Annotated in this window: 11 protein-coding genes; 7 read left to right on the top strand and 4 right to left on the bottom strand. The window is 70.2% G+C overall.

Going from position 1 to position 13,783, the window contains the following annotated elements:
• Window positions 1–62 precede the first annotated feature (62 nt).
• The 7 genes from OG937_06625 to OG937_06595 all read left to right on the top strand — a co-directional run bounded on the left by OG937_06625 (window position 63) and on the right by OG937_06595 (window position 7,168).
• On the top strand, window positions 63–905 hold the full coding sequence (locus OG937_06625; protein WUD78647.1) for a sugar ABC transporter permease: 843 nt from the start codon (window positions 63–65) through the stop codon (window positions 903–905).
• Window positions 902–1,876 (top strand): carbohydrate ABC transporter permease, encoded by a 975-nt coding sequence (locus OG937_06620; GenBank protein WUD71389.1) that lies wholly within the window; start codon window positions 902–904, stop codon window positions 1,874–1,876. The genes OG937_06625 and OG937_06620 overlap by 4 nt, the downstream gene beginning before the upstream one ends.
• A gap of 1 nt (window position 1,877) precedes the next feature.
• Complete coding sequence (locus tag OG937_06615) at window positions 1,878–3,863, top strand: hypothetical protein (protein ID WUD71388.1); 1,986 nt, start codon at window positions 1,878–1,880, stop codon at window positions 3,861–3,863.
• Window positions 3,860–4,696, top strand: a complete 837-nt coding sequence (locus OG937_06610; protein ID WUD71387.1) for a ribonuclease activity regulator RraA — start codon at window positions 3,860–3,862, stop codon at window positions 4,694–4,696. Before OG937_06615 ends, OG937_06610 begins: the two co-directional genes overlap by 4 nt.
• Window positions 4,693–5,613: an aldo/keto reductase gene (locus OG937_06605; GenBank protein ID WUD71386.1), complete on the top strand. Its 921-nt coding sequence runs from the start codon at window positions 4,693–4,695 to the stop codon at window positions 5,611–5,613. Before OG937_06610 ends, OG937_06605 begins: the two co-directional genes overlap by 4 nt.
• Entirely contained in the window at window positions 5,610–6,446 is an 837-nt protein-coding gene (locus OG937_06600) for an amidohydrolase family protein (GenBank protein ID WUD71385.1), read from the top strand. Before OG937_06605 ends, OG937_06600 begins: the two co-directional genes overlap by 4 nt.
• 68 nt (window positions 6,447–6,514) lie before the next feature.
• On the top strand, window positions 6,515–7,168 hold the full coding sequence (locus OG937_06595) for a hypothetical protein (protein ID WUD71384.1): 654 nt from the start codon (window positions 6,515–6,517) through the stop codon (window positions 7,166–7,168).
• An 88-nt stretch (window positions 7,169–7,256) separates the two neighbouring features.
• On the opposite strand, the gene OG937_06590 is transcribed toward OG937_06595, so the two are convergent.
• The 4 genes from OG937_06590 to OG937_06575 form a co-directional block, all read right to left on the bottom strand.
• Window positions 7,257–9,983 (bottom strand): carbohydrate-binding protein, encoded by a 2,727-nt coding sequence (locus OG937_06590; GenBank protein WUD71383.1) that lies wholly within the window; start codon window positions 9,981–9,983, stop codon window positions 7,257–7,259.
• Window positions 9,984–10,218: 235 nt separating this feature from the next.
• Entirely contained in the window at window positions 10,219–10,566 is a 348-nt protein-coding gene (locus OG937_06585) for a LysR substrate-binding domain-containing protein (protein ID WUD71382.1), read from the bottom strand.
• Between the two features lie 222 nt (window positions 10,567–10,788).
• Window positions 10,789–11,610 carry a helix-turn-helix transcriptional regulator gene (locus tag OG937_06580; GenBank protein WUD71381.1) on the bottom strand — a complete coding sequence of 274 codons (822 nt, stop codon included), beginning with the start codon at window positions 11,608–11,610 and terminating at the stop codon, window positions 10,789–10,791.
• A gap of 161 nt (window positions 11,611–11,771) precedes the next feature.
• On the bottom strand, window positions 11,772–13,205 hold the full coding sequence (locus OG937_06575; protein ID WUD71380.1) for an aldehyde dehydrogenase family protein: 1,434 nt from the start codon (window positions 13,203–13,205) through the stop codon (window positions 11,772–11,774).
• Between the last annotated feature and the right edge of the window lie 578 nt (window positions 13,206–13,783).

The raw sequence follows: 13,783 nt of genomic DNA, 5'->3' as shown, positions 1-13,783 counted from the left end.
TCGCACCGCGTCGGGCCCGGCCGGTTTCCGCGCGCACCCGCGAGCGGCTGGCCGGCGTGGTGATGACCGCTCCCGCGATCGTGCTGTTCACCGTCATGATGCTGGTCCCGCTGGTGCTGTCGGGCTACCTGAGCCTGACCGACTGGGATGGCTACACTGCCCAGCCGGCCGTGATCGGCCTGCACAACTACCGTGTGCTGCTGGACGACCCCGAGGTAAGGGATGCGGCGGTCACCACGGCGGTCATCGCCGTGGCTGGCACCGTCGCGATCAATCTCGCCGGTCTCGGCACGGCGCTGGCCATCTCCACCCCGGGGCGCCTCAACACCCTGCTGCGGACCGTGTTCTTCTATCCGTACGTCATCAGCGCGCTGATCATCGGGTTCCTGTGGTCCGCCCTGCTGTCGACCAACGGCGCCGTCAACACCGTCCTTGAGGCCGTCGGCCACGCCGGACTGCCGTTCCTGTCCATGCCCGGCTGGGCGCTGGTCAGTTTGATCACCGTCATCGTCTGGTCCGGGTTCGGCTTCACCCTCGTGCTCTACATCGCGGGACTCCAGACCGTCCCCGCCTCGCTGATCGAGGCCGCGCGCATCGACGGGGCCGGCCGGTGGCGGACGCTGCGCAGCGTCACCCTGCCGATGATCGCCCCGATCGTCACCGTGAACCTCGTCCTCACGCTGGTCTCACTGCTGCGCACGTACGACCTGGTTCTCTCGCTGACCGGCGGCGGACCGGCGGGGACCACGCAGACCGCGGCCTACCTGATCCTGTCGGAGTCCTTCCAGAACAACATGCTGGGGTACGGCTCCGCCCAGTCGGTCGTGCTGACCGTGGTCACCGGTATCGCCGCCCTGGCCGTCACCCTGCTGCGCCGCCGCGCCGACACGGGAGTCTCGGCATGACCCACCAGTCACCGCCCGCCCTGACCGGATCCTCCGGCACTGCCACCATGACGGCCGCCGCCGGGCCGCCGCCTGCCCCTGCTCCAGGAACCGGACCCGGTGGTCAAGCCGCGGGGCGGCCGGACCGTCCCCGCGGACCGGGCCGCGGGGTGCGGGTGGCGCGGGCCGCGGTGCTGGGTGTCGGGGCCCTCGTCATGCTGGTGCCGCTGTGGGTGCTGGTGGTCAACGCGTTCAAGTCGGAACAGGACATCCGGACCTCCCCGTTCGGGCTGCCGCTGTCGCGGCTGAGTCTGTCCCACCTGGCCGACGCCCTGCACAACCCCGACTTCAACGTGGTGAAGGCGTACGGCATCACGGCGCTGTTCGTCGTCCTGGTCAACGTGCTGTCGCTGCTGGTGGCGGCGCCCGTCTCGTACGTGATCGCCAGGGGGACGTCCCGATGGCACACCGGGCTGCTGCTGTTGTTCGTCGCCGGAACCTTCGTGCCCAGCCAGGTGCTGCTCATCCCCGTCGTCTACGTGCTGAAGTACCTCGGCCTGATGGGCACGGTCCCCGGTTTCGTGCTGTTCGAGACCACGCTGACCCTGCCGGTCTCGGTGTTCCTGTACAGCGCGTACATCCGCACCGTGCCCCGGGAGCTCGACCAGGCCGCCGCGGTCGACGGCGCGGGGCGGCTGCGGACCTTCTGGCTGATCGTGTTCCCGCTGATGCGGCCCATCGTGGCGACCGCGGTCATCCTGCACACGCTCGGCGTCTGGAACGACTTCGCGAACCCGCAGATCATCCTCGGTCCGGGCAGCGGCCTCTACACCGTCACCACCGGCGTGTACGCGGCCGTCGGCAAGTACTCCACCCACTACGCCGTGGTCTTCCCCAACCTGCTGCTCGCCATCGCCCCCGCGCTCGCCTTCTTCGTGATCATGCAGCGGCACATCATCAGCGGCCTGACGGCCGGCGCGACGAAGGGCTGACATGACCCCCGACCCGGAAACCAGCCGCACGGACGCGGCGCTCGTGATCACCGCGACCAGCCCCACCGGCCCGCCACCGGCCTGGGCGGTCCTTCAGCGCCGGCTGTTCGACGATCTCGACATCGCCTGGCGGGCCTTCCGTGACCGGTACACCGAAGCCGACGGCCGCCTGTGCCACGAGGGAACGATCGAGGACCGCGACGGCGCCGACGACTTCTACGAGGCGTTCTTCAACTGGCCCGCCCTCTATCTCCTCGGTGGCGCGGACGACCTGCTGCCCGCGGTCAAGCGGCACTGGGAGGGCGTTACCGCGCAGCTCACCGAACTCGGGCTGCTCAAGGATGAGTTCGAGCGCGGCTACGACTGGTTTCACCAGGGTGAGGCGATGCTGATGTTTTACGGCATCTGCGCCGCCGACCCTGCGGACGAGGCGTTCCGGCGCCGCGCCGTGCGTTTCGCCGAGCAGTACCTGCCCGGCAGCGACACTGGCACCTACGACCCGCACGCCCGCGTCGTCCGGGCGCCGCACAACGGCGCGGAGGGCCCCAGGCTGGGCCTCGGCCCGCAGTGGGACGACGCCTTCGCCGCCGACCAGCCCGGTATGCGCGTCTATGGCCTGCCCCTGCAGGACGTCCCCGGCATCGAGAACTGGGAGGACCTCGACGACCCCGTCCTCGCCGTGCGGATGGGGCACGCCATGCGCGACCGTCTCGGTCGCGGCGACACCGCCGTCAACCTGGCCGCGACCGCGCTCGCGGTCAACGCCTGGCTCTACGACCACGACCCCCGCTTCTCCTCTTGGGTGACCGAGTACGTCGACGCGTGGCGCGAACGAGCCGACGCCTGTGACGCGATGCCCGACAACGTCGGGCTGACGGGCACCGTGGGGGAGTACCACAGCGGCCGCTGGTTCGGCGGCCACTACGGTTGGACCTGGCCGCACGGCGTCCACTCGGTCGGCGCGGCGGCCCTGGTCGGTGCCATCAGCGCCTCCCTCGTCGGAGGTGACCTCGCACCCCTGGACCTGGCCCGCCGTCCGCTCGACCAGGTCTGGGAACAACGCCGCACCGGCCTGATCGGCGAGGAGCCGGCCAGCCAGGACCACACCTGGAAACCGGTCCTCCAGGACGACGCCGAGCGCCCCGTCGGCCTGCTGCCCACCCGCGTCGGACTCCAGGGGTGGTTCGACCACCAGCCCGCTCAAGTCGCCTACTGGACCTGGCTGTGGTGGTTCGGCATGCAGGACCAGGACCGGGCCCGCCTGGACGCGCTGCGCGACGCCGCCGGCTACGACTGGACCGCCGTACGCGCGTTCCGCGGCAAGGAGGAAGCCGGGCACGAACCACCGTGGCTCGCCTACCTCGCGGGGGACAACCCCGGCTACCCCGAGGCGGCACTGCGTCTGGCACTGGCCCAGGTCTCCCGCCGGATGGCGCTGATCGCCGCCGACGACACCCCGCCGGAGAAGACCGATCTGCACCACTGGCAGCGCCTCAACCCCGTCGTGACCGAGATCCTCACCCAGCTGACCACCGGGGCCCCGCAGACCATCTACAACGGGGGTCTGCCCCTGGCCCGCCTGCGATGGTCCGACCTCGACAGCCGCCGCCCCGGCCTGCCCGCCGACGTCGCGGCGCTGGTCGAGTACATCGGCCCGGACTCCGCCACCGTCCGGCTGGTCAACCTCGGTGTCCTGCGGACCCGTCGGCTCGGCCTGCTCGCCGGGACGTTCGGCGAACACCTCATCACCGCCGTGCACTGGTCGGCGGCCGAGGCCGCCGACAGCTATCCCGGTGACCCGCACGACTACCGCATCCCCGCACCGCCGCGCACGGATCACAGCCTGGACGTACAGAGCAACCGCATCGACATCGTCCTGCCGCCCGGACGCGAGATCCGGCTCGTCCTCGACATGCGCCTGAACGCTCTCACTCCCACCCATCATCGCCTGCCCTCCCCCACACACAATTCCCGGAGCCACCTGTGACCCACCGGTCCGCCGCAGTCCCCCTCGACACCGCATCCGACACCGCACAACACAGGACCGCCACCGAGGAGCCGCCCACGGTGTGGCCGCTGCCCGTCCGCGGGGAGCCCTGGACCCGCCCCGACCGCACTCTCGTCGACGGGCTGAGCCGCGTGAGTTCCGCCACGGCCTGTGCCAAACTCCACGAACTCGGCATCCGGCGCACCTTCGTAGAGGGACCCATGTCGATGGAGCCCGGGACGAAGATCACCGGCCCCGCGCTCACCCTGCAGTTCATGCCCCAGCGCGAAGACGTGGCCAGCGGACTCGGCCAGGAGTACGTCGAACGCAACACGGCGCTGTGGGCGGTACTGGAGGCCGTCCGCCCCGGCGACGTCCTCGTCGTCCAGGCCTACGGCAGCGCCTTCACCGGCTGCTTCGGTGACATGCTCGTGCGTTACTTCAAGAAGAAGGGCGGCGCCGGAATCGTCGTCGACGGCCGCATCCGCGACTCCGAGCGAGTGCGCCGCCTCGGTGTTCCCATCTGGTGCACGGGAACCACGCCGCACTACGCCTCCCAGTCCGAACTGTTCCCATGGGCTTACGACGTCCCCGTCGCGACCGGCGGCGTGCTGTGTCTGCCCGGCGACATGGTCGTGGCGGACGACGACGGCGCGGTGGTCGTCCCCCGCGCCAAGTCCGAGCAGGTCGTGCGGAGCGCCTCGGACCACGAGGAGTGGGAGGTCTTCAGCCGTATGCGGATCGACGCCGGCGCGCGCCTGTCCGACTACTACCCTCTCAGCCCGGACAGCCGTGCCGAGTACGAGCAGTGGCGGGCGGCCCGGCCCTCATGACCGGTGACACGCCGGCCCCGCCGCGGAACGCGTTCGGGCTGGGCTGCGCCCCCATTGGCGACCTGTACGGGCCGGTCGATCCTGGCACGGCTGTCGCGACGGTGGTCGCGGGTATCGAGGCGGGGGCCGGGCTGCTGGACACGGCGCCCAAGTACGGTGACGGGCTGTCCGAGCGGCGGGTCGGCGAGGCACTTGCTGCCACTGGGCGTCGGACGTTCCGGCTGTCGACCAAGGTGGGGTGGTTGATCGGCGAAGGACGACCCCCCCGGCCGGCGTTCGGTGGTGATGACATCAGGCGGAGCCTGGAATGCAGTATGCGGCGGCTCGGGGTCGACCGGCTCGACATCGTCCATGTGCATGACCCGGACGACCACATGGACGAGGCCGTCACGCAGGCCGTGCCGGCCCTGATCAGGCTGCGGGACGAGGGCGTGATCCAGGCTGTCGGCGCGGGCATGAACAGCAACGGATTGCTGTCCGAACTGGTGCGGCGGGCGGATCTGGACTGCGTCCTGATCGCCGGTCGCTACACCCTGCTGGAACAGCCCGCACTGGAGGATCTGCTGCCTCTGTGCGTCCGGCGCGGGGTCGACGTCATTGCCGGTGGGGTGTACAACTCCGGGTTGCTCGCCGACCCCCGGCCCGGCGCTCCGTACAACTACCGACCCGTGCCCGACGACGTGCTCGCGCGCGCCCTGAGGATCAAGGAGGTCTGCACGAGTCACGCCGTGCCGCTCAGGGCGGCCGCCCTGCAGTTCCCCCTGGGCCATCCCGCGGTGACGACCGTCCTGGTAGGTGCCGCGACGCCCGCGGAGGTCGTCGAGAATCTGGACCTGGTCCGGCTTCCGCTGCCCGGCCGGTTGTGGGAGGACCTGAGGGCGGCCGGGCTGCTCGACCCGCTGGCGCCGCTGCCGTGATCATCGACGCCCACTGCCACCAGTGGAACCTCGCCCTGAACCGCCACGCATGGCTCGACGACCCGGGCGCCGCTCCACTGCGCCGCACCTTCGACCGCCCCGACCACGGTGCCGCGGCACAGGGCCTGCCGCTGGCCGGGGCGGTCTGCGTCCAGGCGGAGGAATCGGCGGCCGAACTCGCCTGGCTCCGTCGGGCGGAGACCTCCGCCGGCATACCGACCCTGGGCGTGGTGGCGGCCGTCGACCTAAGCAGCCCACGAATCAGTCGTCACGTCGCGATTTTCGGGGACCGGACTCCTGACAGAGCGACCGCCACCGCCCCGGTGGTGGGCGTTCGCGACGCACGCATGCTCGACGCCGCGGGTCCGGGACCGGATCCGGCGGCGATGGCGCTGCTCGCCGAGCGAGGCCTCACCGTGGACCTGCTTGTTCCGGACCCCGGACGGCTGGGCGCCGTCGTTCACCTGGTCGCGGCGTATCCCGCCAACCGCTTCGTACTCGACCATCTGCCACAGGTGTGTCCCCCGGGGCGGTCGGCGGCCGCCCATCGCGCCGCCATGGGCGTCCTGGCGGAACTGCCGAACCTGACCGTCAAGGTCTCCGGGCTGCGGATGGAAGACAGCCCTGGAGAACCCCTGCGGCGCCTGCTCCGGATCGCCTTCGAGTTCTTCGGATCCCGCAGGCTGATGTACGGATCCGACTGGCCGGTCTCGACGGCCGGCCGCGCCCTCGGCGCGAGCGTGCGAACGCTCAGCGAGCACCTCGGCGATCTGACGGATGCCGAGCGCGACGACTTCTGGCACCGGACGGCCCTCACCGCCTACGGGCTGTGACCCGTCGGCGGCCCCCAGCGCCGGCCCGGCGACTTCCTTGCTTATACAGAGGACGGACCAGCGGGACCGTGACGACACCCCTGAACATCGCGGACCGGCAGGTCCCGGGACGCCCCTTCACCCACTTCTGGAACACCTGCATCGGCGCGGGCCGCGCTGCCGAGGGGCTGCGGGCAACCTGGCAGGAGCATCTGCGCACCGGGGCCGACGCCGCCGGCTTCCGTCACGCCCGCTCCACCGCCTGCTGGACGACGACATGTTCGTCCACCGGGATGCTGATGAACCGGCTGGGCGGTGAACTGCTCGCCCAGACCGGGGGCGCTGTCGTCACCCGGGACAGCTCCGATGGCCGGCTGTCCGCGCTCGTCTACCACTGCCCGCCAGAGGTGAGCCAGGCGCCGCCGGGGTCGTTCGGAAGCCGCGAGGTCGCGGAACGGACGCCGGCCACCGGAGTGCCCCGGCTCCTGAGCATCGATCTGAGCGGACTGCCTCCCGGCGCGGCCGTCGCCATCAGCGCACTGGAGCAGGACCACGGCAACGCCCTCCGCCGTGTGGAAGGCCATGGGCGCGCCGCGGAATCCGTCACCAGAAAGCAGGCCCAGGCGCTCCGCGAGGCCGCGTGCGCGACCGGCCACACGGTCCGGTACGCCGACGGCACGGGCCGTTTCGCGTTCCAGGAGGCGATCGCGCCCTGGAGTGTCCTGCTGTTCTCGGATATCTGACCCGGGCCACCGATCAGCGCGTACGGGGCCGAGGCCAGCCCCTGCCTGCGAGCCCGGCCCCTCGGGGCCGGGCTCACGGGGATCGGGGTCACTCGAAGGAGAACCAGTCCACGTTCGCCACTCCTGCCCTGTTGCCGAGAGCGACGAGGACCACGTCGTGGACTCCGCTGGTGGGGGCGATCGGGGTGGACTGGGTTCTGTACGCCGACCAGCCGCCGGTGGACGCGACCGTCATCGTTCCGACGGTCGTGCCGGAGCAGCTGCCGAGCCGGACGGCGAAGGACTGCCCGGCGTAGGCCGGGTCGACGGCAAGGTTTGCCGCGAAGACGGTCCGGCCGGTGCCGAAGTCGACCGAGCGGAAGGTGAGGGAGTCACCGCCGTCGAAGGATCCCGCGACCTTGCCGGTCCCCCCGGTGGCGACCGTGGTGCCCGACGAGGCGTTGGCTGACTCCGCCTCCACCTGCGAGGCGATCCGTTCCACCGAGAAGTGGTCGATGTTGGCGACCCCGGGCCCGGTCCCGAGGGCCTTGAGGTACACGTCGTGCGTGCCACTGGTGAGGGTGATGGGGACCGTCTTGGTCAGGAAGGTGTCGAAGCCGCCGGTGTTCTCGACGGTGACGGTTCCGATGACGGGTCCGGTCAGTGAGTCGATCCGGATCTCGAACCGGCCGCCTGAGTAGGGCAGTTCACTGCCGATGCTCGCCGAGAACAGGTTACGGCCGCTGCCGAAGTCGACGCCGCCGTACTGTGCCCAGTCGCCGCCGTCGAAACTGCCCATCACGGTGCCGGTGCCCGCGCTGTGCGTGGAGACGCCACTGCTGCTGGTGTACGACTCGCCCTGGACGATCGCCCGCGCCATGCGGGTCCCGCCTTGCCACGTGGGCACGCCGTACTGGTAGGCGCCGATGCTCGGTGCGGGATCGGTGTACCCGTCCGTGGCCGGCGGTCGCACCACCGCGGCACCGCGTGCGGGCGAGGCCGAGGTGAGACTGAAGTCGAGCGCTGTGGGGTTGGTGAACAACGGATTGGTGGTGTGTGCGAGGTTGCTGGACGAGGTGACACCTGCCGCGGTGTCGGCGTCGCCGATGTTGTTGGCCACTTCCGTTGTCGTGTAGGTGCCGCCGAACAGGCTGACGGATTTCGGGTCGGTTCCGCTGGTGTTGTTGTAGATCTTGTTGCCCGAAGTGCTTCCGCCGTTCGGGTTGATCAGCACGACACCGTAGGTGGTGCCGTTCCACGCGACGTTATTGTGGACGGTCGCGTTGTAGGTGGACAGGTCCAGGTACACGCCGGGTGCCGGGGCGCTGGCTGCGAGCGGCGCGGCGTCATGGAGCAGGTTGTGGTGGATCGTGGTGCCTGCGAGGTTGACGTTGCAGCAGATGTAGATCGCTCCGACGTCGACGACGAGATTGCCGTAGTCGGACAGGTCGTTGTAGCTGATGTCGTGACCTGAGGCGATGGTGCCAGCGACCTTGTTGTCGATGTTGATGTCGCTGCGTCCGCTGTTGGCCACGGTGTTGTGCGTGACGGTCTGATCTGTGCCGAGGATGTTGATCCCGGCGGCGTAGCTGCCGCGGTAATCGACGTTCGTGATGCGGTTGTTGGTCACGACGTTGCCGGATCCGGCGATCAGGACACCGTTGCCGGAGCTGTGGTCGACGGTGCTGTTGCGGAGCGTGTTGGAAGTGCCACGCAGCAGGATGCCAGTGGTGGTCTCGCCGGCAGTCAGGACATCGCAGGCGTCGGTTGGGGTGACCTTGTTCGGGTCGACGTCGAGGTCCATGGAGTGGGAGACGTAGTCGGCCCGTATCCCGTCGAACACGTTCCCGGTGGAGGTGGCCGAGGTCTGCGCGGTCGCGGCGCGGATTCCGAGGCCCACGACCGAGATGTAGGAGCGCCCGGACAAGTTGATGGCCACGTTGCGCTGTTTGGCCTCGACGGCGTGCGAGCCGGGGTTGCCGCCGTCGGCGGTCCACAGATACAGCTGGTGGGCGGTCGCGTCGTAGAACCACTGACCAGGGTGGCTGAGGGCCTCGAGTTTGCCCGAGAGGGAGTACAAGTTCTGCTGGTTGGGGCCGAGCCCGACGCACGACGGCAGTCCGGCCGCCGTCACGGAGCCGGGGCCGGAAGCGGTCACCGTGCCGGTCTCACTGACGAACCAGTTGTGCGAGGTGAGTCTCGCGCCGGTCCAGAAGCCCGCGGGCTGGGTGAGTTCCGAGTCGTACAGCGTCGTTGTGGTGCCGGCGTCCGCCGAGTAGTGAACGGGCCGGGTCGGGTTGTTGCCCGGGTACGGCCACTGGGCCTCGCCGAGCATGCCTCCGTCGACGAACACCTGGTTCCCGGGGAGGGAGGCGTTCAGCACGACACTCGCCCGGAAGATTCTTCCGGAGGCGGCGGCGGACGAGAACTCCGTTCCCGTCAGGAAGGGATCGGCCGCCTGCAGTGCGGAGAGGTCCGACGCGGAGACCGCCGACCAGTTCGTCACCGGGTCACTGCCGTCGATGACGACGTTCGCGCCATCGGCGGCGCGGAAGGTGATCCTGGCCGAAGGGGTTCCGCTGTGGGCCGGGGTGACGGTTTCTCGGTAGGTCCCCGACGCGATCACGCAGGTGTCGCCGGCGACCGCGGTCGCCGCGCACTTCTGCACGGTCCGGAAGGGAGAGCCCGAGGTGCCCGGATTGGTGTCCCAACCGGCGGGACTCACGTAGTGGGTGGATCCGGCCGCCTGGGCGGGCGCCGGGAGTGTGACGGTGAGTGCTATGGCTGCCGTCGCCGTCATCAAGGCGAGCGCGCTGCGCTTGAAGATCATTCCCATCCAATCGCCTATCGATAATCGGAAAGTAGTGGCGCCCTTGTGAGGTCGTCAAGAGATCGCGCAGTGCCCGGGGCAGCGGCCCTCGACGCGCAATGCCCGCGGCAGGCTCGACGCGGGAGCGGCATCGTCAGGGGCGCGATCCTTACGCGGTGAGCGCCGCGTCAGCCGAGCCCGTGCAGGTCTTGCGCGAGACGGCGCTGCCGGCGTTTGCCGCGGCAGTGATCGGTCAGCGCCCTCAAGGACCGCTGATGTACCGGTCGAGCAACGGCAGCAGGGCCCGCAGGGCGGGGCTGGGTCTGCCGTGCGACGCGGTGGCCAGGCTCAGTTCCCAGGGCAGTGGAGGGCCGGCGATCCTCAGTACCCGCAGCATGGGGTAGTCGGTCAGCGCGGCGAAATCGGGGACCACGGCCACGCCGAGGCCCTGGAATATAGGCGGGAGCGTTGACATCCGTTCGGCGCGGTGCGAGCGCAGGAAGGAGAGCGCGATCTGCGCCGACTCCTTCATCACGTCGCCCAGCTGCCCGGCGCTCGTCGACGACGGTGCGATTGCCGTATCCGACGGGCGAGTCGATGAAGAGGGCACCGGCGAGATCCCGCAGGTCCGCCTCCGCCTGCGAGGCGAGGGGGTGGCTGGCGGGCAGGAGCACGACGAGCGGTGAACTGGCGAGCGGCCGCAGGGTCAGGCCGGGCCTGATCGCCGTCACGGCCGCCGTGTGGTAGCCCGGGCTGGCCTTCTTCCTCGTCGGCGGAGTCGTGACGGGCGCCGGGAGGGTTGACGCCCCCGGATCGCCTGGCCGGGCGGGCGCTAGCCGAGCACGGAGAGGAGCTGGAGATTGGTGTGGCTCTCCGTGCCTGGCACCGCGGTATAGACCAGGAGCCTTTGCGACTGGTCGGGGTCGACGAGCGTCTGGCAGTGCAGTTCCAGTAGTCCGACCTGCGGGTGCTGGAAGCGTTTCGCTGCGCAGGAGGGGCCCAGCACGGGATGCCCTCGCCACAGCGCGGCGAACTCCGGGCTGGCCTGGTGGAGCGCGTCGACGAGTTCGCCGGCCGGAGAGTCGCCGCCGTCGCGCGTGTACGCGCCGTACAGGTCCGCCGCCATCAGCCGGCTCTGCTCGGGGACGTCACTCTCGGGCACCAGGCGGGAGGACGGATCGGTGAACCAGCGGTAGTGCGCGCTGCGGGACCACCCGGTGTAGGCCGTCTCGTCGCCGAGCAGCGCGACGGCCAGGCGGGTCTGCTTCAACGTCTCGCCCAGGTGGTTCATCACCTGGGCCGGAGTGTCCTCCAAGCGGTCCAGGATGCGCATCATGCCCGGGTTGAGGTGGTCGCCGCGGCGCACCCTTCGCGGCAGGGCGTGACCGGCGAGCCGGAACAGGTGGTCGCGCTCCTCGAGCGACAGGTGCAGCCCGCGGGCGATCGCGGCGAGCATCTGCTCCGAGGGGTGGGGGCCGCGCGGCTGCTCAAGCCGGCTGTAGTAGTCGACCGACATGTCGCACAGGGCCGCCACCTCCTCGCGGCGCAGCCCGCCGGTGCGCCTGCGCCGCCCGCGCGGCAGCCCTATGTCCTCGGGTTGCAGTGCCTCACGGCGTGCCCGGAGAAACGCCGCCAGCCCGGCTCGGTCCGTCATGTGCCCTCCCGTCCTTTCGTCTGTGCGTTCCGGGGGTTCCGGGCCGCTCGGGTCGCGGGGCACCCACACCGCAGGGTAACTCCGCACCACCGGCCCCCCCCGGTGGCGGCCGCGGGGCCGCGGACGTTCCGGTGAGCGTCCGCGGCAATCGGCGGCGTCGGTCAGCGGGTGATCGCCTTGGTCTCGAGGAACTCCTCAAGGCCGGCCCGGCCCATTTCCCGGCCGTTGCCGGACTGCTTGTAACCGCCGAACGGCGCCTGGAAATTGTGGGGCCCGCCGTTCACGTCGACCTGCCCGACCCGAAGACGCCGGGCGACTGCCACGGCGTGCTCCTCGTCGCCGGTGACGGCGCCGTTGAGTCCGTAGACCGTGTCGTTGGCGATCTCGACCGCGTGGTCGTCGTCGGTGTAGGGGATCACCACGAGGACGGGGCCGAAGATCTCCTCCTGGGCGATGGCGGAGTCGGGGTCGACATCGGCGAAGATCGTGGGCTTGACGTACGCGCCGGTCTCGAGGCCCTCGGGGCGGCCGGCGCCGCCGACGACGAGCGTGGCGCCGTCGGCGATGCCGCGACGGATGTAGCCGTCCACGCGCTGGCGCTGGGTCTCCGAGGCGAGCGGGCCGATACGGGTGCCCTCGTTGGCGGGGTCGCCGACGGTGTAAGCGGCGGCGGCGGCGCGCAGCTTCTCGACGACGGTCTCCTGCAGGTGGCCGGGTACGAGCATCCGCGTGTAGGCGCCGCAGGCCTGACCGCCGTTGCCCCAGGCGTAGGCCAGTCCGCGGTTGACGGCGAAGTCGAGGTCGGCGTCGGTAAGGATGATGTGGGCGGCCTTGCCACCGAGCTCCAGTGCGACGCGCTTGACGGTCTCGGAGGCGGCGGCCGAGACACGCCTGCCGGCGGCCGTGGACCCGGTGAAGGACACCATGTCGATCTTCGGGTGCCGCGAGATGGCCTCGCCGACCACCGGACCGGTGCCCTGCACGACGTTCAGCACACCGGCCGGCAGACCGGCCTCGGTGGCGATCTCCGCGAAAATCCGGGCGCTCAGCGGCGAGAGCTCCGACGGCTTGAGGACCACGGTGTTGCCGGCCAGCAGAGCCGGGACGACCTTGGTCACGAGCTGCTGGAGGGGGAAGTTCCAGGGGGTGATGGCGCCCACGACGCCGATGGGCTCGCGGATGATCAGCGAGTTCTCCACCGTCTCGGTCCACTCGAACCGCTCGGCCGTCACGATCGCGGCAAGGGTCGACGCCACCGGGAAGCCGGCCTGTGCCTGACGCGAGAACGTGATCGGTGCGCCCATTTCCAGGGTGATCGTTGCGGCGATCTCCTCGGAGTGCTTCTGCATCCCTTCGGCCACGCGCCGGATCACGGCGATGCGGTCCTCGGGGGCGGTCGCCGACCAGGCGGGGAAGGCGGCGAGCGCCGCGTCCACGGCCTTGTCGACGTCCTCGGAAGTGCCCTGGGCAACGGTGGCGACCACGGAGTCGTCGGCCGGGTTGATGACGTCGATCAGCGGACCGGAACCTGGGACCGCGCGGCCGCCGATCCAGTGGGACGGGGCCGGAAAGGGAACATCGGGGGTTTCGTTCATACCGCCAGACAACAGCGACTGCCACACGGCATCCATGCCCGGCCATGCCCATGATGTGCGTCACGCCCCACAACGTGGGAGTCCAGGGCCGGAGACGAGATGGCGCCGGACACGCAGCGTAGGTTTGGCGGCGGCCGGACGAGCTGGTGGAATCCGCCGGACGGGGGGCGAAAGACACACGCATCGGGGGCGGAGGGGAGAGACAACATGTTGGAGACGGTGGGTCTCAAGGAGGCGAGGGGGATGTGTACCGCCTGTCGTCGCCGGGACGGCGTCGGCGGGCCGCCAGGTCCTGCCCTCGTCGCGACGGTGCTGTCCCCGACGTAAGCACCCCAGGTACACTCGCCGTTGCTCTGAGCGGTAGCGGGCGAGGCCCCTGATCCGACGATCAGTGCGGCGACAGCACCGGCTACAGCGGCGAACTTCTTGTATCTCACGGATGCCCCGTTCATGGTGTCGACATGGAGCCCGCCTCGCCCTCGAAGGATCCAGGGCGGTCGGTGCGGGGAGAATAGTCGGCTCAGCTGACGCGGCATAGAGGTTGACAGCTCATCGTCAAGAGCGGCCCTGGCGTCTTA

The sequence above is a fragment of the Streptomyces sp. NBC_00510 genome (assembly GCA_036013505.1).
GTDB lineage: Bacteria > Actinomycetota > Actinomycetes > Streptomycetales > Streptomycetaceae > Actinacidiphila.
The sequence above is the reverse complement of the archived record's forward strand: the minus strand, read 5'-3'. Positions and strand labels throughout refer to the sequence as shown.